The following is a 23,342-nucleotide window of genomic DNA, read 5'->3' on the forward strand; positions in this document are numbered from 1 at the left end:
TGTAGATATTGGCTTTATATCACAAAAATATAGAAAAATATAGGAGGAATGCACGAAAAAATATCTATAAATACATAAATATAGAAAATCAGCTAATGCCACCTATGACATTAGCCCATGTTTATTTTTGGCAGCTGATCATACAAAGTTCTATATGAGGACGGGATATTGATGTGATCTCCTCATGTTCCTGTATAACATGAAAGTATGCTGTATCAATATCATGAGAAGGGTTGATATCGGGTTCGCTTGCTTCTAAATCATCTAAAGAAATCGAAATTAGGGAGTTGATTTGAAAATCACTCTCTTTTAGAACAGTTTTCCATCCCTCTAATGAATAAATACTCGATAAACCATAGAATGCTTTCATTCTTTCTTCGATGGCTTTCGGGAGAGAGTTTTTTTTCACCATTTCAAGGCCAAAAAAGGAACCTCCGGAATTTAAAATACGATGTATTTCTTTTAAAGAAGAAAGAGTTTCCGTGAAAGACAGTACAGATTCTGCAAGTATATAATCGAAAGTGTTTGAAGCGAAATCCGTTTTTTCTATACTCCCCTGGATTGCCTGACATGTCAGGCCCATCTCTATAAACCTTCTATTTGCCTTATCCACCATCAATGGGTGAGCATCCATCGTGGTAAGTAAAGCTCCTCTTTCAAACAGATAGGCACTTGTTTGCCCAGTACCACAGCCGACTTCCAAGAATTTTTTATCATTGATGTCTATATTGGTCATGAGCTCCTTAGTAACCTCAAGCCCTCCAGGATGGGCACCACCGATTCCGAATAATGCGAGCATGTCTGTATAGCAGCATTTCTTCATATTAATCACCTCCATTATTCATATGAGTAGAGGAGATGGAACGTTCAAAAAGGAACTGGCATTTATGTATAAGTTAAGATATGATTATGGGGATATAGAAGCAGGAGGTGCATAGAATGATACATGCAACATGGAAAGATCGTGCCACCGTAAAAATGGTCAAGTGCGTACATACGAATGCAGAAAAATATGTAGTGAACAATATGCTGACGGCTGGGAAGACATATGAAGTAAAAAATGAAACAGATGAATTCTACTTTGTTGTGGATAACAGCGGCCATATCGGAGGCTATTTCAAGGATTATTTCGAAACAATCTAAAAGGAAATTCAAGAAGCATGACGATCAACTGTCGTGCTTTTTTATTTTTTAAAAAAAGGGTTAGAATATAGTAAAAAGGGTATAAAAAATGGAGGAGTGAGCTCATGAGGAAAAGGATGATATTTTGCTTTGCTCTAATTCTTATCTTTGCCAGTGGATGTATGGCTAAACAGGAACGAGATACCAATACAAACACACCACCAGCTAAGGAAGTTAATAATTCCATGGAGTCATCCGTTGAAACGGTTGCTGAAAAACTGGATGTGCCCTGGGCAATTACCAAGCACAATGATACTTTTTATATAACAGAAAGAAAGGGAACTATCGCCAGAATCTCAGATGGAAACTTTTCAAGAGAGACAGTTCAACTAAATAAAGCGGTTCTCCAGTACGGAGAAGGAGGATTACTTGGGTTGGCGCTGCATCCCGATTTCGAGGAAAACAAGCTGGCATATGCTTATCATACATACGGTACGACAGAGGATGTCAAAAATCGCTTAGTGCTGTTAAAATATGCAAATGGCTCCTGGAAGGAAGAACGTGCAATATTGGAAGACATTCCTGGGGCAATCTACCATAATGGCGGAAGAATTGCCATTGGACCTGATAACATGCTTTACGTTACAGTTGGGGATGCTACAATACCTGAGGAAGCACAGAATCCTTCAAGTTTGTCAGGAAGCATATTAAGAATGGAATTGGACGGATCGATTCCAGAGGATAACCCAATTCCAGATTCCTACATCTATTCATACGGGCATCGCAACCCTCAAGGACTTGCTTGGGATAAAACGCAGAGCACATTATACGAATCTGAGCATGGGCCTTCTGCCAGAGATGAAATCAATATCATCGAAGCAGGAAAAAACTATGGCTGGCCAGTCATTTCCGGCACGGAAGAAAAGGGCGGAATGGAATCACCAATATTTCAGTCAGGGACCAATACATGGGCCCCTTCCGGCATGGTCTATTACGATGGGTCTTTATTCGTTGCAAGCCTAAGGGGCGAAATGATCCGCCAATTTGAACTGGAGAGTAAAAAGGAATTTCCACTTGTTGAGAATTTCGGTAGAATCAGAGATGTTCTATTGGATGGAGAAACTTTATATGCAGTAACTAACAATACTGATGGTAGAGGAAATCCGATACCAACCGATGACAGACTTATAAAAATACCGCTAAAAACAGAAAACTGATCCCACATAGAGTTTTTAATAAGAAAGTGGAGAGGGAAATTATGATGCCAAATAATATAGAAATGTTTAAAGACTTGAATGTATTAAGACTATTGGACAGTATTGGGGAAAGTCTTATTTTTGCAGATGAAAACCAATATATACGATGGATGAATGGTTCTGCAAAAGAGCTTTTGGCCAAGATTGGGCCATATATAAAGATACATGACCCAGAAGAATTTATTGGAGTAAATCTCTCCATGTTTCACGGTCCGAGGCAGGATGGGATATTGTCAGGTGAAACGTTCCCCCATAAAGCACAAATAAAACTGTTCAACCGCTTTTCTGCAAAAATTGTAGTGGATCGAATATTTAGCGAGACGGGAGAGTTCTCCGGGTATATATTAACATGGAAGGACGTTTCGGATTTTCAAAATGAACTCGAAGTCCAGCAGAATATGTTGAAGAGCCTCTATACGCCTATTATTGGCACTGCCATTGATTCGGTGTTACTAGTTGCGTTGACTGGTTTATTGACCGAAGAAAGAATGCAATACACGAAGGATGCCATCCTGATTGCATGTGCGGAAAAAAAAGCGGAATACGTCATCTTCGATTTTACAGGGATTGTTGATGATATTGACGAAGTGGTAGTATATCACCTGGATCAAATAGCTGAAGCGTTAAGAATAATGGGCTCTGAGGCAATATTTGTCGGATTGAATGCACAATTTGTCCAGCAGATGATCAGGAAAGGGTTGAAGGTCCGGGTAAAAACTTGTCAGTCCTTCAAGCAGGGTATCCAATACGTATGGTCAAAAATGGGATACAAACTTGTAAAAATATAAACAAAGCTTATAGAAATAGGCTTGAATAATAACAAGCCTATTTTTTATGTTTTAATAAGGAAAATAGAGGAAATATAGTTTATACATGAATGTAGGGGGAAGCTTTGTGATTAGGTTTATAAAAATATATAAAATTTCGATTATCATTGGAATTATTGTTCTTACAGTAATTGGTACCAGTATCTATCATAGCTTCAAGCCACTGCCGGAAAACGTTTCTTTTGAAGGGGAAGAGCATCTGGTATCTGACGTGGACTTTCTCTACGATTTGACCTATAAAAAAAATGATAAGTTAGCAACGGAACATGCGATATTCGATCGGATATTCGAGGTAATCGAAGAAGCGGAGGAATTTGTGGTTATCGATATGTTTTTATTTAATGGTTACAATGATGGAGAGAGAGACTTTCCGCCATTAAGTGATAACTTATTGAAAACGCTACTTGACAAGAAGAAGACAAACCCTGATATGGAAATGGTTTTTATAACGGACGAAATCAATACCACATATGGCTCCCATGAAGCGGAAGAGTTGAAGATGCTCGAGGATAATGGAATAAAAGTAGTTGAAACACATTTGGATGTGCTTCGCGATTCAAATCCGCTTTATTCAGGTGTATGGAGAGTGTTTTTTCAATGGTTCGGACAAGGCGGGTCTGGCTGGATCAAAAACCCGATGTCTAAAAATGCACCAGAAACAACGGTTCGCTCCTATCTGAAGCTGCTTAATGTAAAAGCAAATCACCGGAAAGTCGTCATTACGGATAAGACTGCCATCATTTCATCTGCGAATCCTCATGATGCAAGTGGCTACCATTCCAATACGGCATTCGAAGTCTCAGGTTCTATCATAGGAGATCTTCTCAAAACTGAGCAGGCTATCCTGGATTTTTCCGAGGGGGGAGAGTTGCCAACCTATCATAATAAAGCGGACCACCAAAGTGATGAAAATAAAAATATAACTGTGCAGTTGCTGACAGAAGGGAAAATCCTGAAACATATCATAGAAGAAATTAAACAGACAGAAAAAGGGGAAGAAATTTGGGTGGGGATGTTCTATCTCGCCGAAAGAAAAGTAGTGGATGAGCTTATTGAGGTTTCTCAAAGAGGGGTTTCGATCAAGATGGTCCTCGATCCAAATGAACATGCTTTTGGTCAACAAAAAATCGGAATGCCAAATAGACCGGTAGCTGCTGAGATGGTAGAGGAAGGGAAAGGGAATATTGAAATAAAATGGTTTAATACCGACGGGGAACAGTATCACCCGAAAATGATTTATTTCAAACGGCCAGAAGAGTCGACCATCATTGGAGGTTCTGCAAACTTTACAAGAAGGAATCTGTTTGATCTTAATCTGGAAACGGATATTAAAATTGTGGCACCGAATAACGAGGATATTATGACGGAAATGGATAGCTATTTCCAAAGATTGTGGAATAACGAAGATGCAGAGTTCACTCTTCCTTTGGATAAATATCAGGATGAAACAACTTTTATTAAAAAAGTATTATATCGCTTACAAAAGCTTTTCAGGTTTACGACCTATTAAATAGCAAAATAAAACAAGCAGGGCTCCTGCTTGTTTTATTTTATAGGCAGCACATATAGCAGAACAAAAAAGAAGTGAAGCACAGTCCCTGCTAGCACAAAAATATGCCAAACCGCATGGTGATATGGGAATGCCCGCCACATATAGAAAATGGCTCCGACACTATATACGATTCCGCCAGTCACCAAGAAGGCGATTCCAGTAGTGCCGACCTTAGCCGTAATCTCACTCCATCCAAAGATAGCCAGCCAACCCATCAAAACATACAGAATTGTGGACGCAAAAATAAATCTGCGGACAAAAAAAACTTTGAAAACGGTGCCTGCCAATGCAAGGGACCAAACGATTCCGAACAAGGTCCATCCTAATACGCCATCCATGATAATCAACGTTATAGGAGTATAACTACCTGCAATAAAGAAATAGATGGAAGAGTGATCCAGAATTTCAAAGACATTTTTCGCTCTCCCTTGAGGTAATGCATGCAGTAATGTAGAAGCGGTATATAGCAACAGCATGGTCACACCATATACTATAAAGGTAAGAACATGAAGATGTGTTCCATTAATTGCCGAAAATACGATGAGAAGAACCAATGCAGCTGCGCTAACTAGTATTCCGATACCATGCGTAATGGAATTGGCAATTTCCTCTCCCTTCGAAAACGTATGTGTTTGTGCCATATTTATCCCCGCGCTTTCCTAGTTTAATGAACTAAAATCTATATCCATCATATCAAGAATTATATGAAATATCCATTTAAAAGAACCAGGTAATCGGATACGGGCATTTTGCTAAATTGGAAGCTGGCACTTTATCATTCTTTCGAACAAAAAAGTATGAGAGGGGTAAGCCCAATCCTACTTTTTTGTACGTCACCTTATGATTGTATCTTCTGTCACTTTTACTTTTCGTAAATTGATAAAACGGATGGTATGCAGAACCACCACTTTGGAGATGGCGTAGGTCGGCACGGCAAGCAAGAGGCCCAACAGACCCGCAAACTTACTCGCCACAAGCAGTAAAAGAATAATGGTCAAAGGATGTACATCAAGTTTTTTCCCCATTACTTGAGGTGATACAAGATTACTCTCAAGTTGCTGTACGATAATTACGACAATCAACACCCATAATGCCATAATCGGTTCATCAAAAAATGCCACTACAATACTAGGAATAGTACCTATAAAAGGACCTATAAATGGAATGACATTGGTAAACATAGCGATCAGAGCCAAAACAAGAGAATATTCGAGGCCGATGATCAAAAATCCAATATAGATCAGCACCCCTACGAATATACTTACAATGATCTGACCTTGAATATAGGAACTGATTGCAATATCCATATCCTTTAGAACATCCCGGCCTTCCCGTTCATGCTGTCTAGGGATGAATTTAATGATCTGATTCGGAAGACTGTTTCCATCCTTCAACATGTAAAAGAGGACAAACGGAATGATGACAAGTAGTACGATAAAGCCAGTTATTGCGCTTATGACATTAATCACATTTGATCCAAAAGCAGTCAAATAAGCGTTCAGGTTATCTGCAATTTTGCTGGAGATTTCCTCAAGTGAGAAACGCTCGTCCTGTTGGAATCTTGCGATATATTCATTTTCCTGGAGCTCAGCAGTAAAGTCACGGATGTCATCTACAATGTCAGGTGTATTCTTCACTAAGCTGTTAACCTGCTGCTGTAGTGTTGGACCGATGAGGAATAGTAAAAGCGTGATCAATCCGATAAACATTAAGTAAATGCTTATGATAGCCAAACCTCTGGGAATGTATCGAGCTACCAGATTCACCAGAGGTCGAAGTAGATAATACATCACTCCTGCCAAAATGATCGGTGCAAACAACGTTTTGATCATGATTGTAATAGGGGTGAAAATGAAATTGACAAGGGAAAGCAAGTAAATAATCAATAAAATGACAATCAGCCCATAGCCGATTCGAAACCACTTGGATTGTGGCACTGTCTACACCTCTTTTTCGAAAAAATTAATGAGCCTAAGTAAGCCGCTGTTGATCTCCGCACTAGACAAAGGAATCAATAAAAAACATTCATTCATTTTCTACGATTTGGTATTTGAAAAGGTTTCACTTATTTAGAAAAAAGCCTTCCGGAAAGAAGACTTTTTCTATGATTATGCGTATAAATCTGCTAATTGCTTTTGGACAGTTGGATCTTCCAGGTACTCATCGTAAGTCATTTGCTTATCGACGATTCCGTTTGGTGTAATCTCAATGATACGGTTTGCAATCGTTTCGATAAACTGATGGTCATGGGAAGTAAAGATCATGGACCCTTTGAAACTGATCAGACCGTTATTCAATGCAGTGATGGATTCCAAGTCCAGATGGTTTGTAGGATCATCCAATAACAGGACATTCGATCCGCTCAGCATCATTTTGGAAAGCATGCAACGTACCTTTTCTCCTCCGGAAAGGACACTTGCTTTCTTTAACACTTCTTCACCAGAAAATAGCATTCTTCCTAAGAAGCCTCGCAAGAAACTTTCCGTCTGGTCGTTAGGGGAGTATTCACGCAACCAGTCAACAAGATTTGCGTCCACACCTTCAAAGTATTCGGAGTTGTCTCTTGGGAAGTATGCTTGGGAAGTGGTGATACCCCATTTATACGTTCCGCTGTCAGGCTCCATTTCACCAGTCAAAATTTTCATTAAGGTTGTATTGGCGATTTCATTTCCGCCAACCAGGGCGATTTTATCATCTTTATTCATTATGAAACTGACGTTGTTTAACACCGTAACCCCATCAATTGTTTTCGTTAATCCTTCGACGCGAAGCAGATCGTTACCGATTTCTCGCTCGGGAGTAAAGTTAACGTATGGGTATTTTCTGGATGATGGTTTGATATCATCGATCGAAATTTTATCTAGTAATTTTTTACGGGAAGTCGCTTGCTTCGATTTGGAAGCATTTGCGCTGAATCGGGCAATAAATGCCTGGAGTTCCTTGATTTTTTCTTCTTTTTTGCGGTTGGCATCAGAAGAAAGTCTGGATGCAAGCTGGCTTGATTCGTACCAGAAATCATAGTTTCCAACATAGATCTGAATTTTGCTGTAGTCAAGATCCGCAATGTGTGTACACACTTTATTCAAGAAGTGACGGTCATGGGAAACCACAATAACTGTGTTCTCAAAGTTGATCAGGAATTCTTCCAGCCATTGGATCGCTTTCAAGTCCAAGTGGTTGGTAGGCTCATCGAGCAATAGTACATCCGGTTTACCGAATAGGGCTTGAGCAAGTAGTACTTTCACTTTCTCTCCACCTGTCAGTTCAGACATCTTCTTATCATGAAGGTCCACAGAGATTCCTAGGCCTTTTAATAGGATAGCAGCTTCAGACTCTGCTTCCCAACCATTAAGTTCAGCAAATTCACCTTCAAGTTCGGCTGCACGCATACCATCTTCATCAGAGAAATCCTCTTTCATGTAGATTGCATCTTTTTCCTGCATTACTTGATACAAACGGGAATGTCCCATAATAACCACTTTCATTACTTCGTGTTCTTCATACTCAAAGTGGTTCTGTTTAAGGATGGCCATACGTTCGCCTGGATTCATATGAACATCACCAGTTTGTGCTTCTATTTCGCCAGATAGAATTTTCAAGAACGTGGATTTCCCTGCTCCATTTGCTCCAATCAAACCGTAGCAGTTGCCAGGGGTGAATTTTATATTAACATCTTCAAATAATTTTCGATCACCAAAACGTAGACTTATATTTGTAACTGTAAGCATGTATACTTTTCCTCCAAAATTAATGTCGTTGAAATTATACCATTAAATAGAGAGGTTGCAAAAGAATCATTTCATCTTTATGCAAAATAAAAAAGCTGGGAGGGACCCAGCTTTCTTAATATACATAGATGTAGGCAATCATAGGAGGGACTTTTTGATTGGCATGATGAGCGTGATTGGTATGTGTGGTACAAACCAACTGATACATCCCCGGCTTATCAAATGTGGTGGTGATTAATGTTTCTTCGCCTTTTTTTACGACGCCGGATATGTCGGTTCCTTCAATAGAAAAAGGATGCTCCGACCCGTTCACCCCGAAAATGCTGATGGTAACTTCCTTTCCTTTAGGAACAGTTATGGTGCCAGGATCAAAACGGTATGCTTCCATTTCGGACCCATCTGCCAGTGTGGTTTTAAATTCAGAGGTAATCATATGATAAATATACTGATCATCCTGTGCTGGTTTTCCAGTTGTCGGAATGATACCTACATTAACGATGTACCAGCCTCCTAATGCGATAATGAAGCATAATAATACCGAAATAAGCCAACTTTTCTTTACAATAAAAAATCTCACATATTCCACCCCTTCTAATAGCATGACTATTATTAATTTGTATGCAACAAAAGCGAAAGGGTTGTCTAATATATTTAAAAAACGAGAGATATTTTCATAGCCACAAAAGAAATAATTCTATATTAATACGAATATATTATTTAAATCGGGGGTGGTAGGAAGTTGGGGTATTTGGAAGATGTGAAGTTTGAACAATTATTTTGGATGCAGGTTTTTGGAGATCATGCGCGTTTTTTCCTTGATAGTTTGGCTCCTAAGGAAACAGAGGATGTAAAAAAAGCGACTTTCTTCAAGGACGAATATGACAAATGGTATGTAGAGAGCAGGACATTAAATGAAGTAAACGTAAAGAATCAACTAATGCAGACGAAAAGACTTACAAATCAATTCAGAGAATATAAGCTTTCCATTATTTGGCGTCAGCTGACAGGGGAGATCACGATAAATCTTCCACCTACATTCATCAACCATATGGTGAATGAGTTGGAAGAATATATGAATATTCTTCAGTACTTGGAAAAGGGGGAAAGTCCTCCGATTTTTCATGAACTGCATCATCACCTTATTTGGTTATTGGATGCAGCGGGGCACGCACAAGGGATTAATGACAGTCTGGATATGGTAGAGCATAAAATCAGATTAAAATCCTTCGACTTTGTCAATGATTTCAAAGAATTTTATGTTAAAGCAGTGGAGCTGGCAGGGTATCTAAGGGCGAATGTTGACTCATTTCCTGCATTGGATCGAATGAATGATGAAGTAAAACTGGAAATAGAGTTATTTATGGTCTTCCTGGATGAAATTAAGGAGTTGCAGCTGGAAGACAAGTTGATTGGGACATTTTCCGTTATCATGGCAGACCATATGGCAAGGGAAGAGTGCTATTACCTTATGAAACTCGCCCAATCGTCGAGTACCGCTCCACCTAAATGCGATCCTACTAAACCAAGAATAGAATGAAAAAGTAGAAAAGACCTCAGACTAATTTCCGATTAGTCTGAGGTCTTCTTTTGATTATTTTGGAAATACCTTTGAACGGGTAAGAAATCTTACTCCTTCAGGACCTTCCAATGAAAACATGCCACCTCTGCCTGGTACGACATCAATGATCAGCTGTGTATGCTTCCAATATTCATATTGCTTTTTATTCATATAGAAAGGGGTACTGCCGATTTCCCCAAGACAAACATCAGAATCACCAATTATAAAGTCATCCTTAGGATAGCACATCGGCGAACTGCCATCACAACAGCCACCAGACTGATGAAATAGGACTGGACCGTGTTTGGCTTTCAGCTTTTCTATTAGCTCAATAGCGACAACTGTTGCCTTGACTTTTTCCATTTTAGAAGAAACCTAGTTTCTGCGGGCTGTAGCTCACTAGCAAATTTTTTGTCTGTTGGTAGTGAGAGAGCATCATCTTATGATTCTCACGTCCAATACCACTCATTTTGTACCCACCAAAAGCGGCGTTTGCAGGGTAGGCATGGTAGCAGTTTGTCCATACACGTCCAGCTTCAATCTGTCTTCCGAAGCGGTAGGCAGTGTTAACATCACGAGTCCATACCCCTGCTCCGAGGCCATACAGGGAGTTGTTTGCAATTTCCAATGCTTCTTCTGCAGTTTTGAAGGTAGTAACAGAAACAACCGGACCAAAGATCTCTTCCTGGAAAATCCGCATTTTATTATTGCCTTTAAAGACAGTAGGTTTAACGTAATAGCCTCCAGCAAGATCTCCTTCAAGCATATTGCGTTCACCACCAGCTAGCAAATCTGCTCCTTCTTCTTTTCCAATCTCCAAATAGGATAGAATCTTTTCCAATTGCTCGGACGATGCCTGCGCTCCGATCATGGTTTCGGTATCAAGAGGATTTCCTTGTTTAATTTGGGCAACTCGTTCCAATGCCCTTTCCATAAATTTATCGTAAATGGATTCGTGGATCAGTGCTCGGGAAGGGCATGTACACACCTCGCCTTGATTAAGAGCGAACATCACGAAGCCTTCTACAGCCTTATCAAAGAAATCGTCATCCGCTGCAAGAACGTCTTCAAAGAAGATGTTTGGTGATTTCCCACCAAGCTCGAGTGTAACTGGAATGATGTTCTGGGAAGCGTATTGCATGATAAGTCTCCCAGTGGTGGTTTCACCGGTAAATGCTATTTTTGCAATTCGGTCACTGGATGCAAGTGGCTTTCCTGCTTCCACACCAAAACCGTTCACGACATTCAATACCCCAGGTGGGAGAAGGTCAGCTATTAGTTCAGTAAGTACCATTATCGATGCAGGAGTCTGCTCGGCAGGCTTAAGGACCACACAATTTCCTGCAGCAAGGGCGGGGGCAAGCTTCCATGTAGCCATCAGGAGCGGGAAATTCCATGGGATGATCTGCCCAACAACACCTAGCGGCTCTTGGAAATGATAGGCGATGGTATCATTGTCGATTTCACCAAGTGATCCCTCCTGGGCACGTATGCAACCTGCAAAATATCGGAAATGGTCGATGGCAAGCGGAAGGTCGGCAGCCAATGTTTCCCTGACAGGTTTCCCATTTTCCCATGTTTCAGCAACTGCTAGCATTTCAAGGTTTTCTTCCATTCTATCTGCTATTCTATTCAGGATATTTGCTCTTTCTGCGACAGAGGTTTGACCCCATGCTTTTTTAGCCTTGTGAGCGGCATCCAGTGCCAATTCAATATCTTCGGAAGTGGACCTGGCCACTTCGCAAAAGACCTGTCCGGTAATCGGAGTAGTATTTTCAAAATATTCACCCTTAACTGGAGCAACCCACTCTCCACCAATGAAATTGTCATAACGGTTCTTGTAGGATACCTTTGAATCTTTTTCACCAGGATTTGCGTAAATCATTGAAAATTCCCCCTAAATAAATACTAATAGGCATCCAACTATGTAAGCGGATTCAAAAACAGTCAACATGAGTTGTTAGACAACCTATTGTAAGGTAAATTTTAAACATTCTGAACTTATAAATCAAGCAATACGGTGTTTTATCATGATAGAATAAGAGAATACTTAGGATTAAGATTAATAGGGGGATACAAATGAGCCAAATTGATAAGGCTTTATCCATTGCAGCCATTGCACATCGAAATCAGGTTAGAAAAGGAACAGATATACCATATTTCGTGCACCCGGTCAGAGTAGGAATGATCCTGCAGGAGTACGGGTGTTCAGAGGATGTCATTTGTGCTGGAATACTTCATGATACTCTAGAGGACACAGACATGACTCTTTCCATTCTTTCGTTGGAATTCAACTATAACGTAGCCAGGATAGTGGAGGGCTGTACGGAACCGGACAAGGGGGCACCGTGGGAAGAGCGGAAACAGCATACCATTGCCGAAATCATGAAGGTGGATATGGAAATCGGTCATGTAATCTGTGCGGATAAATTACATAATCTGAAATCTATCATTGAAGACAAAAAGATGATCGGTGACTCAATATGGTCCCGGTTCAATAGAGGGGCAGAAAAACAGGAGTGGTACTACAAAGGGATCGTTGAAAGCTTCAAAATGAATGAAACGATGAAGAATAGCAGAATTTTGTCTGATTTATCAAAGACGGTCAACGAACTATTCGCTTAACCTGAAAGTTGAACACTTCATTTATTTTAGCTAGTATAGTGGTAGATCCTCTTCCACTCATTCTTCCTTTTCCTCGAAAAAAAATCCAAACCAATGTAATTTTCCAATTAATATTAACAAATGAGGTGCATTATGTACGAACAAGCTGTAGAACTGCTTCAACATTATTACGGTTATCAGGATTTCAGGCCTGGACAAAAGAAAATCATCCAAAACATATTAGATAGGAACAATACGCTAGGTGTTATGCCAACCGGGGGAGGGAAATCTATTTGTTATCAGATTCCAGCTTTGCTTATGGATGGATTGACCATTGTCGTTTCCCCACTGATATCCCTTATGAAAGATCAGGTGGATACATTAAATAGCATAGGAGTGAAGGCTACATACATCAACAGTTCGCTTTCCTCTGGGGAGGTTCAGCATCGTTTAGGGCTTATTGAACAAGGGGAAGTAAAGTTGGTCTATTTGGCACCGGAACGGCTTGATTCCTATGATTTTGTGCGCGTTCTTCAACATACCCCCATTTCACTTGTAGCGGTGGATGAAGCCCATTGTATGTCACAGTGGGGACATGATTTCAGACCGAGCTATAGGGAAGTAGGAACGTTCATACAACGCCTCCAAGGGAACCCGATTATTGCAGCATTCACTGCAACTGCGACGAAAGAAGTTATCCGTGATATCAGTGCCATTTTGAACATAGATTTTGAAAATACCTTCGTGACGGGATTTTCAAGGGAGAACCTGACATTTTCCGTTTTAAGGGGCACAAATAAAGAATCGTTCCTGAAACAGTTTTTAAAAGCAAATAAGGAAGAATCTGGAATCGTGTATGCTTCCACAAGAAAAGAAGTGGATCAACTATTCAGCCTTTTAAGTGAAAAAGGCTATGCGGTCGGGAAGTATCATGCAGGCCTGACAGAAGAGGAAAGAAGACAGTTCCAGGAGGATTTCCTTTATGACCAGTTGAAAATAATGGTTGCCACCAATGCATTTGGTATGGGCATCGATAAATCGAATGTCCGTTTTGTCATTCACTACAATATGCCGAAAACGGTGGAATCCTATTATCAGGAGGCGGGAAGGGCAGGACGTGATGGAGAACCGAGTGAATGTGTGCTCCTCTTCAACGCAAGAGACGTTCAGTTGCAAAAATTTCTGATAGAAGAAAGTATCAAATCTCCCGAAAGAAAGCAGCAGGAATACCAAAAGCTCCAATCCATGATGGATTACTGTTATACACAGCAGTGTCTGCAAAGCTATATTGTTCGATATTTTGGTGAGGACACGCAAGAAAACTGTGGGAAATGCAGCAACTGTTCAGATGAATATGTCGAGCAGGATATTTCGCTTGAGGCACAGAAGATATTTTCCTGTATCCACCGGATGAATGAAAGGTTCGGTGCGGCTCTTGTTGCAAAAGTGCTGAAGGGCTCAAAGGATAAACGGATTCAGCAATTCCGCTTCGATCAGTTGCCTACCTATGGCTTGATGAGCAATTACACGGAGAAGGAACTTGTGGACTTGATAAATATCTTGATTGCAGAAGGATATTTAATTCTGACAGAAGGCCAATACCCTATAGTAAAACTTGGTTCAAGAGCTGTACCGGTTTTAAGGAATCAAGAGAAGGTTCTATTGAAATTGAAGGAAACCGTGGAGAGGATTTCTGAGAATAGTGATTTATTTGAAGCCCTAAGAGCGCTAAGAAAGAAGGTTGCACAAGAGGCAGAGATACCACCTTATGTTGTTTTTGCTGATAGTACCTTGAGAGAAATGAGTAAATTCTACCCTCAGGATAAAGATGCGATGCTTGAAATTAAAGGGGTAGGAGAACAGAAATATGAGAAGTTTGGCAGGCTATTTGAAGAAGAGATAACCAGGTTTGTGACAGAGAATGGAATCGAAATAGATAAATCGTCGAACCTGATGGAGTCTTCGCAACGGAAGCTATCATCAGTCGGCACCCGTAATAAAGCACCGGCAGGAGAGCCCAGTCATCTTTTCACCTATAAGCTTTTCATGGAAGGCCAATCCATAAAAGAAATAGCAAAAGAAAGAAAGATGAGTGCCATCACCATTCAAAATCATCTTTTCAAATGTGCAGAGGAGGAAGATGTAGAAATAGATTGGGATGCTTTCATTCCACGTGAATTTGAAGATACCATTATTCAAGCAGTGGAAGAGGTTGGTTCCGAGAAACTGAAACCGATAAAAGACGCTCTTCCGGAAGAAGTGGATTATATGGCAATTAAGGCCGTCATGTTCAAGCACGGAATAAATTGAATGAGCTTCATGGCCTCCTAAATGTTTTATCCCTCCCTGATGGGGTATAAACATAGAATAATCATAAAACATTTTTTAGAGGAGGTTTATGTAAAATGAATAATCGTCCACTCAAGTCGTATCTATTAGTAGGAGCAGGGCTAACAAGTGTGGGAGTGATTGCATTTAACCCAAGCAGGCATAAACTAGTATCCATGACCAAAAAACTTAAAAGCAGAATCGTCTCTTTTAACCATAAAAAATCAAATCTGCCAATTGAAAAGGCTGGAAACCCAGATCCAGAGGATATCGAGGACAACAAAATGGTAAGTGAAGGTGCGATGTACTCTGTGGATTACTATAATAAAAATGTTCAGGAATAAACAAAAACGCCTGGAAATCAAAACTGATTTCCAGGCGTTTTAAGTGTCATATAGATTAGCTCTTTTAAACACCAAATATGGCAAAAGCAACTCCGGCAACACCAATTAATGCAAGAATGTATACTGGTTTGATCGGCATTTCACCATTGTTTTCCATGGATTTACCAAACATATAAAATACCAATGGGTGAACAAGGAATGGCATGGAGAAGATGAAAGGAATCAGGGCAGAAGCCTCCGTACCAAACATTCCCCCTTGAATAGCCGCAAACAAGCCAAAGTGGGAAATGGCAGAAGATTGAGCCATTGCTGCATAATCGAGACTCATCGTGCTAAGGCTTAAAAGAGCAAGTCCGCCAAACACGGCACACATCTGCCAGCCAAATGAAAATTGCATCAGGGCTTTTACTTCCTTCTTATCTTCCCCGGCTGATTTTCTTAGATTGATTAAGGAAAGGACAGTAAGCCCGATACCTACCGCTACAATCAATAGAGATGGCCAAATCCAGAGACTACCATGCTCTGCGCTGATCGCCAATACGGAAAACACGAAAATATGCCCGAAAAATGGGATGTTGATCATGATCGGCGCCCTTTTTGCAGCAGTGGAACCGAAGTCACCTGCAGTGCAGGCTCCAGTCAAACCTGAATGAGACAAAGAACCAGCCATACCAGGTGCTAAGTTGCGTGCATTTGCTGTTTTGGCAAAAAACATAACAAGTGCTATTCCGCCAAACATCCAGAACAACTGGCCGAAAAAGCCGTATGCCAATACCGCGTTCATTCCGGTGATTGAAAAAGCATCACCGATTCTAGATCCACCAACCATGAAGTTTGCAGCTAGTACTACTGGAATACCGGCATAAAGCAAAGCCCGCACAGTAGGGCCAAATGTCCAATTATAAAGTATTGCCCCTAAAGCGGCAGAAATCATCATGGCAAAGAATATCTGCGGAAGAGCAATGATGGGTTTTACCAGAGTAGCAATATGAAAAGAAAGGACCAATACGAGCACAATGGTCCCCATTTCAAGAAGTCCTTTACGAATATACTGATGTTTGTTATTTATCTTTGCACGGTTATCTACAAAGAGAACTGCTCCAATGATACCTATATAGGCAATCAAAGGATACGTGCTGCTGAAAATACTTTTATCATCATTCAACAATAGACGGGTCAATCCTTCGAGACCGAATAAAAGGAAAAATGCTCGTATGATAAAAATGAATTGACTGCGATTTGTCCCAAGAATTGTTTCCTCATCAGACGGTGTGATGATATCCTCGGACTCCAGATCTTTGTTTCCAAGAATTTTCCGAAGCTCCTGTCCGCCAACAAAAAACGAGACAATCAATGCTATGATGGTCGTCCTTGCCATAAAGTCAACCAATGGGAATTCCACAAGACCAGGTGTAGCAACTCCAGTGGAAACCAATAAGTAACCCATGGATAATCCTAAAATTACAATGATTAAGATCGGGGAAAAACGTGTGCCTGCCACTGCCATTCTTGAAATCAAAACCATGGGAATCAAAAAGAGTAGAAGAAACCAAAACTGGTTCATTAATTGCAGATGTGTAACTTGTTCTAGTATTTGCATGATATACTCCAATCGTTCTATATTAGATATGTTTTTTGACACAAAGGAATATCGTACAATACAACGAATGGATAGTAAATGTATGTAAACGCAACCAAGAAAAAGTTTAAAGATTAAGTTTTTATTGATTTAACGTAATTTTGTTATGTAAACCTGAAATAGAACAAATTCATTGTCTCGGCTATATAATTAGTGTAAAATTCCATCAAATACATAATTGCTTGATAGAGAGGATGTTTGTCTTATGACAACTGTAAAAACAGAGGTAGCAACCTTTGCAGGAGGTTGCTTCTGGTGCATGGTTAAGCCTTTTGACGAAATGCCGGGGATTGTCAGCGTAATTTCTGGATATACGGGAGGAAATACCATCAATCCCGTCTATGAGGATATTAAAAAAGGGGATTCGGGTCACTACGAGGCTGTTCAAATCGAGTTTGATCCTGATTTGTTTCCATATACAAGACTGCTCGAGCTTTATTGGCCTCAAATTGACCCTACTGATGACGGCGGCCAATTTTTTGATAGAGGGAGCCAATATAGAACAGCAATCTTCTACCATAATGATGAACAAAGAAAGCTTGCAGAAAAATCCAGAAAAGAGCTTGCAGAAAGTGGTCGATTCAAAAAGCCTATTGTTACCGAAATCATTCCAGCAAAGATTTTTTATCCTGCCGAGGAATATCATCAGGCATTCTACAAAAAAAATCCAGAAAAATATAAGCAGGAACGTGTGGAATCCGGAAGAGAAGCTCATATAAGTGAGCACTGGGGAGCAGAATATACTAAATAAGGAGTTCGAGTTTTTTCGGCCTCTCTTACGTTCAGAAAAGGAGTGAATGCAATGATCCATTTGTTTACACATAACGACTTGGACGGGGTTGGCTGTGGTATACTCGCTAAAATAGCGTTTAAGGAAAAAGTAGAGGTTCACTACAACTCGGTAGGAAGCTTGAATTATCAGGTTGCCAATTACCTTGACCACGCCATTCCCAATGACACTATATACATAACGGACTTATCGGTCCATGAAGAAAATGCCAAAAAGCTGGATTCCCTTAACAAAGCAGGGGGTAAGGTTCAGTTTATTGATCATCACAAAACAGCGCTCGCCCTAAATGAGTATGATTGGGCTTTTGTGCAAGTTGAATACGAAGATGGACGTTTAACGAGTGCAACATCTCTATTTTACGAGTATCTTCAGAACCATAATCTATTAGAAAGAACCGAAGCAATCCATGAGTTTGTGGAGCTCGTACGCCAATATGATACATGGGAATGGGATAGAAACCAAAACAACAAGGCTAAAAGGCTAAATGATCTCCTATATATGATGTCGATTGAAGAATTTGAAGCAAGAATGCTTGCAAAGGTAGCGGATTCAACGAATTTCCGATTTGATGACCTCGAAGACCAGTTATTGAATATGGAAGAAAAAAAGATGGAAAAGTATTTGCGCCGCAAAAAGAGGGAGCTTGTTCAAAAACAGGTTGGAAGCCTATGGGCTGGTATCGTGTATGCAGAATCCTTTTTATCGGAGCTGGGCAATGCACTAGGAAAAGAAAATCCCCACCTTGATTATATTGCAATGATCAATATGGGAAGTAAAAGAATAAGCCTTCGAACGATTCATGATGATGTGGATGTGTCGGATGTAGCTGGACAATTTGAAGGAGGCGGTCATGCGAAAGCTTCAGGATGCAATTTAAATGAAGCGGCATATAAGCTATATGTTGCAGAATCATTCCAATTGGATCCTTTGAAATCAGATGCAGACAAGAATGTGTTCAATATTAAGGAATCTCCGAACGGGGTTCTCTATGAATCCAAGTCAAAGGGTATTCTTTTTCTGATGCCAAGAGAAGATGGTTCGTGGGTGATTGAAAATAATGAACAGCAGTTGGAGGAAAGTTTTCAGTCATTCCAGGATGCGGAAAAATATATAAAGAGAAACTTCGCTGCATGGCTTGTGAAGGATGAGGAATATGTGACATTCCTTGTGGAAAATATCCGTCGCCTACGCAGCAATTAACATGGAAGGGAGAGAGTAACGATGGCAATGAAGCGTCTTGAGCATGTCGGAATAATGGTGAGGGATATCCAAAAATCAATCTCATTCTATATAGAAACCCTAGGGCTGAAGTTGAAAGGGGAGCTTGATCATCCGAACGGAAAAATAAAACTGGCTTTCTTAGGGTTTGAGGTGGACGACGAAACGGAAATTGAATTGATTGAGGGGTATAATGATGCATTGCCTGCAGAAGGCAAGGTTCACCACATAGCTTTGACGGTGGATGATGTCGATGAAGAGTATCAGCGTCTGCAGAATCTGAATGTCAGTTTTGTGGAAAATGAAATCACCACACTTCCCAATGGAGCGAGATATATTTTCTTTGAAGGACCGGATGGGGAACGGATCGAGCTTTTTGAGAAGAAGAACTGATTGAGGCGAAAAAGCAGGTGTCATTGGACGCCTGCTTTTTTTCTGTTATTCAACTTTTTCTGCTTTCTTTTTTGAAGTCTTGATCATATATGCATAGGTAAAACCAAGGCACACCATACCAGAAATAGAGCATGCATAGCGTACGAATGTCCACCAATCCATTTGCTCACCCCATATAATTGATAGTTTATGTTGCCACAAATATCAATTTATATGCTCTTGTTCCGGATTAGAGAGATTCTAATGTTTCCGTTCCAGTTTTTCAACGATCTGCTTTAGATCGCCCGGTTTCAGCATTTCGACAGGGGAAACGTTTTTTTCGAATTGCAGATAATCTCCCTCCAAAAGAACGACTACCCGATTGTTGATCCTTGCAATATGGATATTTTCCCCATAGTCGGCGAGAAGGCCTTTAACGGATAGGTGATCGAGCTTGAATTTAAGTTCAATATCAGGTGTCTGCTCAATAATATTCGAGGATGCCTCGATTACCTGCTCATCAGACCAGCGCTCCTGCAGTTCCCGTTTCGGGCTAGTTGCCCATGCCTCCATTGCCGATTCCGCTTTTTCTTTTTCTTCACTTTCATCCTGATAGGTTTCTGCAAGTTCCTGATGCACCATTCCCATTACTTGCGTCTTGATGATCTCTGGCATCGATTCTCCATACTCGACATATTTGAGGAAATCCTCGAAATATCGGGAATGGGAGGATTGATGAATCTTCAATTCACCTTCCTCCACCATCCCTTCCTCTGGCATGAAAGGGTACTGAATGGACTTCATGTTTTTCGTTGTAATAGCCATTTGCACATTATGTATCAATGTTTTCTCGTCTGTGATGGATGCGACCTTCTGCTCAAAGTCACATTTTAGGACAAAGACGAAGGGTTCATCAAAATACTTATTCAACTTGGCACGTGCAATGATCAGCACCCCGCCTCTGACAGCAGTAGTGTCTGTATAGGTGCTTGCTACTTCTTCACTTGCCTTAGCGAACTGTTCCTTTGTTTCTGCAAATTTAATGCGATGGAATAGATTATAGTTTGGATTGGATCCAAGATCATACCCGGGTTCTACGGTGAAACGTCCAATTTTTGTTGGTACCTGATCACTTTTTGGGTGGCGGTCCACCTTGCGTTTGGAGATTTTCATTAATTCTCCTTCCAGAAATGATTTTAAAGGACTCTCTTGATAGTCCGCCTCGTCAAGAGTAGCCATTTGTTTATAATATTTTTTTGCATTATCTCCGCTTCCTTCAATTTCAATCACATAAAAGGCTAAAGAATGAATATCAAAATCCAAGATTAATCACCTAATTCAATTTATTATCTTTTGGAAATCACTTTACTAGTATAGGGAAGTGCCCTCATTGGGTCAATCTCCATTCATTTCCCGCAACTTTTGATCTGTTGGAAGCAGGAAGGTGAGTAATCCAATCAATGGAAGGCAAGCTGCAAACATGATTGTATTGTTTAAACCTATCCAGTCAGCGAGGATACCAAGAACTACTGAACCGACTGCTCCCATTCCAAAAGCGAGGCCGACAATTAGGCCGGATACGAGTCCAATTCTACCAGGGACAAGCTCCTGTGCGTATACAACGGTTACAGAGAAGCTGGAAAGGATGATGAACCCGATGATACCCAATAGTACATAGGAGAGCATCGGCCCGGCATAAGGAAGTAGGAAAGCCAACGGTGCAGAACCCAGCATACTGAGGAGGATCATGTTTCTCTTCCCGAAACGATCAGCAAGCGGTCCTCCAAAGAAAGTCCCGACGGCTCCCGTTCCAAGAAAAATAAAAATATAAATCTGGGATTCGGCAATGGACAGCCCATAATTTTTAATTAGATAGAAGGGGTAGAAATTTGTTATTCCTGCATGGAACCAGGACCGGGCAAATACTAGAAAAATTAATAGAGTAATAGAGAACAGTACAAGCTTTTTTTGTTCCAACTGTTTGTTGCCGGAAACCGGTTTTCTCTTAATCACAGCTTTTGCAGCTGATTCTGAAACCTTCATCTTATACCATTTGGCAATATAGAATAATAAAAACACTCCAAGACCGGCGACCAGGGTGAACCATATTGCACCGAATTGTCCGAATGGAACCAATAGAAATGCAGCGATAAGTGGGGCAAGCGCCTGACCGGAATTGCCCCCGACCTGATAGATCGATTGTGCCAATCCCCTCCGATTCCCTGCAGCCATGTAAGCTACCCTTGAACCTTCCGGATGGAACGTGGCAGATCCGATTCCGATAAACATGACAGAAATAATGATGAGCCAGAATGTAGGCGCAATTGCCAATCCTACAATCCCAACAAAAGAGAAGATCAGACCTATTGGTAGTGCGTATGGCGAAGGTCGTTTATCTGTATATAATCCGACTACTGGCTGAATCAGGGATGAGGTTGCATTTAACGCGAATCCGATGAGGCCGATTTGCGTAAATGTCAGTCCCATCGAACTTTCCAGAACCGGAAACAAAGCAGGGACAACCGATTGGATGGCATCATTCAACAGATGCACCAGGCCGATGATGAATAGGATGGAATAGACTGTTTTGTTTTCTTCTTTTGGGACAGAAATTTTTTGAGCTAACATATTGAATACTCCCTTTGAGGTGAACTATGATTATCATAGCATGACTTTTTGTGCAAAAGGTATCGTTTTTTACGGAAAGCGAAATAAAATGGGACGCAGGACCTGTCCCCGTGGAGGTTCAATATGATAGATCTAAGAAGTGATACAATTACAAGTCCGACGGAAGAAATGCGGAAGGCAGCTTATGAAGCTGAAGTGGGGGATGATGTGTATGGTGAAGACCCCACTGTTCGCAGATTGGAAGAGAAAGCTGCTGAAATGCTGGGGAAGGAAGCGGCGCTCTTTGTTACAAGCGGGACGCAGGGGAACCAGATTGCCGTTCTTACCCATTGCAGACCTGGAAATGAAATTGTGCTGGAGGCGGATTCACATATCTTCTATTATGAATCGGGCGCTGTGGCAGCACTTGCTGGGGTTCAAACTAGAACAATCAAAGGCACAAACGGGGCAATGAACCCCGATGATGTGCTCGCAGCCATCAGGGGAGAGGACCAGCACTTTCCTGAAACCGGCTTGATCTGCATCGAAAATACCCATAATCGTGCTGGTGGAGCTATTGTTCCTGCTTCCAATATGAGGGATATCTATAAGCATGCTCAGGCTCATCATATCCCTGTCCATGTTGATGGGGCTAGGCTGTTTAATGCAGCAGCCGGTGCAAATTGTTCGATTCAGGAATTTACCCAGTATAGTGATACAGTGCAGATTTGTCTTTCAAAGGGGCTTGGCGCACCAGTCGGTTCCATACTTGCAGGCTCAGAGGAATTTATAAAAAGAGCCAGAAAGTGGAGAAAACGATTGGGCGGAGGTTTGAGACAGGTCGGGATTATTGCTGCGCCTGGACTGGTCGCGTTGACTAAAATGACAGACAGACTTTCTGAGGATCATGAAAATGCCAGATTTTTGGCTGAGGCAATAGGTAAGGTTGATGGCTTGATCGTTACCAACTCAGTGGACACCAATATTGTTGTCTTGGAAGTTGGCGGTCTTGGATGTTCAGCTGACAAGTTTGTAGCTACATTGAAAGATAAAGGAGTCCTGGCCGTAACGTTCGGACCTACACAGGTGAGATTGACAACACATTATGATGTAAGCCGGAAAGATTTGGAGAAAGCTATTGAGGCGATAAGAGAAGTACCAGCAGAGCTTATGCTATAGGGAGAGCGGGGAGGACCTGATGGTAGGGTTCTCACTTTTTTATCCTTTTCTGACGTTTTGCAAATTCTTAGTGGACTTCTCATGGGGAAACATGCTCAAAAAGGCCAATAGAACGCAGCTAATGGACTTCTCACAGGGAAACATGCTCAAAAAGGCCAATAACCAACTAGCGTAATTCTAAAAAGGTTTAAATGCAAAAGAGGCTGTTCAAAAAGCCA

22 protein-coding genes are annotated in these 23,342 nt (G+C 40.9%); 12 read left to right on the forward strand and 10 right to left on the reverse strand.

Annotation, left to right across the window (positions count from 1 at the left end; genetic code table 11):
- Positions 1 to 121 precede the first annotated feature (121 nt).
- A complete protein-coding gene (locus tag ACQCT5_RS17545; protein ID WP_499643637.1) occupies positions 122 to 823 on the reverse strand; it encodes a class I SAM-dependent methyltransferase in 702 nt (233 codons plus the stop codon).
- Positions 824 to 939: 116 nt separating this feature from the next.
- Here ACQCT5_RS17545 and ACQCT5_RS17550 point away from each other — a divergent pair, with 116 nt between their 5' ends.
- From ACQCT5_RS17550 to ACQCT5_RS17565, 4 genes are all read left to right on the forward strand, one after another.
- Positions 940 to 1,143 carry a DUF6501 family protein gene (locus ACQCT5_RS17550; RefSeq protein ID WP_499643639.1) on the forward strand — a complete coding sequence of 68 codons (204 nt, stop codon included), beginning with the start codon at positions 940 to 942 and terminating at the stop codon, positions 1,141 to 1,143.
- 104 nt (positions 1,144 to 1,247) lie between these two features.
- The gene (locus ACQCT5_RS17555) at positions 1,248 to 2,339 is read left to right on the forward strand and encodes a PQQ-dependent sugar dehydrogenase (protein ID WP_499643641.1); all 1,092 of its coding nucleotides are present in this window, start codon (positions 1,248 to 1,250) and stop codon (positions 2,337 to 2,339) included.
- Positions 2,340 to 2,380: 41 nt separating this feature from the next.
- Positions 2,381 to 3,166 (forward strand): STAS domain-containing protein, encoded by a 786-nt coding sequence (locus ACQCT5_RS17560; RefSeq protein WP_499643643.1) that lies wholly within the window; start codon positions 2,381 to 2,383, stop codon positions 3,164 to 3,166.
- A gap of 106 nt (positions 3,167 to 3,272) precedes the next feature.
- On the forward strand, positions 3,273 to 4,715 hold the full coding sequence (locus tag ACQCT5_RS17565) for a phospholipase D family protein (protein WP_499643645.1): 1,443 nt from the start codon (positions 3,273 to 3,275) through the stop codon (positions 4,713 to 4,715).
- Positions 4,716 to 4,750: 35 nt separating this feature from the next.
- Here ACQCT5_RS17565 and trhA read toward each other — a convergent pair whose 3' ends face one another.
- From trhA to ACQCT5_RS17585, 4 genes are all read right to left on the reverse strand, one after another.
- Positions 4,751 to 5,398 (reverse strand): PAQR family membrane homeostasis protein TrhA, encoded by a 648-nt coding sequence (gene trhA, locus ACQCT5_RS17570; protein WP_499643647.1) that lies wholly within the window; start codon positions 5,396 to 5,398, stop codon positions 4,751 to 4,753.
- Between the two features lie 192 nt (positions 5,399 to 5,590).
- The gene (locus ACQCT5_RS17575; RefSeq protein WP_499643649.1) at positions 5,591 to 6,694 is read right to left on the reverse strand and encodes an AI-2E family transporter; all 1,104 of its coding nucleotides are present in this window, start codon (positions 6,692 to 6,694) and stop codon (positions 5,591 to 5,593) included.
- A gap of 171 nt (positions 6,695 to 6,865) precedes the next feature.
- Complete coding sequence (locus ACQCT5_RS17580; RefSeq protein WP_417900253.1) at positions 6,866 to 8,485, reverse strand: ABC-F family ATP-binding cassette domain-containing protein; 1,620 nt, start codon at positions 8,483 to 8,485, stop codon at positions 6,866 to 6,868.
- Between the two features lie 115 nt (positions 8,486 to 8,600).
- Positions 8,601 to 9,062 (reverse strand): cupredoxin domain-containing protein, encoded by a 462-nt coding sequence (locus tag ACQCT5_RS17585; protein WP_499643652.1) that lies wholly within the window; start codon positions 9,060 to 9,062, stop codon positions 8,601 to 8,603.
- A 162-nt stretch (positions 9,063 to 9,224) separates the two neighbouring features.
- Between ACQCT5_RS17585 and ACQCT5_RS17590 the strand changes: the two genes are divergently transcribed.
- Positions 9,225 to 10,022, forward strand: coding sequence for a DUF2935 domain-containing protein (locus ACQCT5_RS17590; protein WP_499643654.1), 798 nt, complete (start codon positions 9,225 to 9,227; stop codon positions 10,020 to 10,022).
- A gap of 54 nt (positions 10,023 to 10,076) precedes the next feature.
- Here the strand turns inward: ACQCT5_RS17590 and ACQCT5_RS17595 are convergent, their stop codons facing one another.
- Positions 10,077 to 10,406, reverse strand: a complete 330-nt coding sequence (locus ACQCT5_RS17595; RefSeq protein ID WP_499643656.1) for a DUF779 domain-containing protein — start codon at positions 10,404 to 10,406, stop codon at positions 10,077 to 10,079.
- Position 10,407: 1 nt separating this feature from the next.
- On the reverse strand, positions 10,408 to 11,928 hold the full coding sequence (adh, locus tag ACQCT5_RS17600) for an aldehyde dehydrogenase (RefSeq protein ID WP_499643658.1): 1,521 nt from the start codon (positions 11,926 to 11,928) through the stop codon (positions 10,408 to 10,410).
- A 194-nt stretch (positions 11,929 to 12,122) separates the two neighbouring features.
- Between adh and ACQCT5_RS17605 the strand changes: the two genes are divergently transcribed.
- The 3 genes from ACQCT5_RS17605 to ACQCT5_RS17615 all read left to right on the forward strand — a co-directional run bounded on the left by ACQCT5_RS17605 (position 12,123) and on the right by ACQCT5_RS17615 (position 15,319).
- On the forward strand, positions 12,123 to 12,668 hold the full coding sequence (locus ACQCT5_RS17605; RefSeq protein WP_499643660.1) for an HD domain-containing protein: 546 nt from the start codon (positions 12,123 to 12,125) through the stop codon (positions 12,666 to 12,668).
- A 132-nt stretch (positions 12,669 to 12,800) separates the two neighbouring features.
- On the forward strand, positions 12,801 to 14,957 hold the full coding sequence (gene recQ, locus ACQCT5_RS17610; protein WP_499643662.1) for a DNA helicase RecQ: 2,157 nt from the start codon (positions 12,801 to 12,803) through the stop codon (positions 14,955 to 14,957).
- Positions 14,958 to 15,052: 95 nt separating this feature from the next.
- On the forward strand, positions 15,053 to 15,319 hold the full coding sequence (locus ACQCT5_RS17615) for a YbyB family protein (protein WP_499643664.1): 267 nt from the start codon (positions 15,053 to 15,055) through the stop codon (positions 15,317 to 15,319).
- A 64-nt stretch (positions 15,320 to 15,383) separates the two neighbouring features.
- Here the strand turns inward: ACQCT5_RS17615 and ACQCT5_RS17620 are convergent, their stop codons facing one another.
- Positions 15,384 to 16,919 (reverse strand): hypothetical protein, encoded by a 1,536-nt coding sequence (locus ACQCT5_RS17620; RefSeq protein ID WP_499643666.1) that lies wholly within the window; start codon positions 16,917 to 16,919, stop codon positions 15,384 to 15,386.
- 244 nt (positions 16,920 to 17,163) lie between these two features.
- Between ACQCT5_RS17620 and msrA the strand changes: the two genes are divergently transcribed.
- Genes msrA through ACQCT5_RS17635 form a run of 3 tightly spaced genes read left to right on the forward strand, consistent with a single transcriptional unit; the run spans position 17,164 to position 19,359 of the window.
- The gene (gene msrA / locus ACQCT5_RS17625; RefSeq protein WP_499643668.1) at positions 17,164 to 17,709 is read left to right on the forward strand and encodes a peptide-methionine (S)-S-oxide reductase MsrA; all 546 of its coding nucleotides are present in this window, start codon (positions 17,164 to 17,166) and stop codon (positions 17,707 to 17,709) included.
- A gap of 51 nt (positions 17,710 to 17,760) precedes the next feature.
- Complete coding sequence (locus ACQCT5_RS17630) at positions 17,761 to 18,948, forward strand: DHH family phosphoesterase (RefSeq protein WP_499643670.1); 1,188 nt, start codon at positions 17,761 to 17,763, stop codon at positions 18,946 to 18,948.
- 21 nt (positions 18,949 to 18,969) lie between these two features.
- A complete protein-coding gene (locus ACQCT5_RS17635; RefSeq protein ID WP_499643672.1) occupies positions 18,970 to 19,359 on the forward strand; it encodes a VOC family protein in 390 nt (129 codons plus the stop codon).
- Positions 19,360 to 19,599: 240 nt separating this feature from the next.
- On the opposite strand, the gene ACQCT5_RS17640 is transcribed toward ACQCT5_RS17635, so the two are convergent.
- Both ACQCT5_RS17640 and ACQCT5_RS17645 read right to left on the reverse strand, forming a co-directional pair.
- Positions 19,600 to 20,661: a DUF3900 domain-containing protein gene (locus ACQCT5_RS17640; protein WP_499643674.1), complete on the reverse strand. Its 1,062-nt coding sequence runs from the start codon at positions 20,659 to 20,661 to the stop codon at positions 19,600 to 19,602.
- Positions 20,662 to 20,733: 72 nt separating this feature from the next.
- Positions 20,734 to 21,966 (reverse strand): MFS transporter, encoded by a 1,233-nt coding sequence (locus ACQCT5_RS17645; RefSeq protein WP_499643676.1) that lies wholly within the window; start codon positions 21,964 to 21,966, stop codon positions 20,734 to 20,736.
- Positions 21,967 to 22,089: 123 nt separating this feature from the next.
- On the opposite strand from ACQCT5_RS17645, the gene ltaE reads away from it, so the two are divergent.
- Positions 22,090 to 23,124, forward strand: coding sequence for a low-specificity L-threonine aldolase (gene ltaE, locus ACQCT5_RS17650; protein WP_499643678.1), 1,035 nt, complete (start codon positions 22,090 to 22,092; stop codon positions 23,122 to 23,124).
- The last annotated feature ends 218 nt before the right edge of the window (positions 23,125 to 23,342 follow it).

The sequence above is a fragment of the Sutcliffiella halmapala genome (genome assembly GCF_050107295.1).
In the GTDB taxonomy this organism is placed as follows: domain Bacteria; phylum Bacillota; class Bacilli; order Bacillales; family Bacillaceae_I; genus Sutcliffiella_A; species Sutcliffiella_A halmapala_A.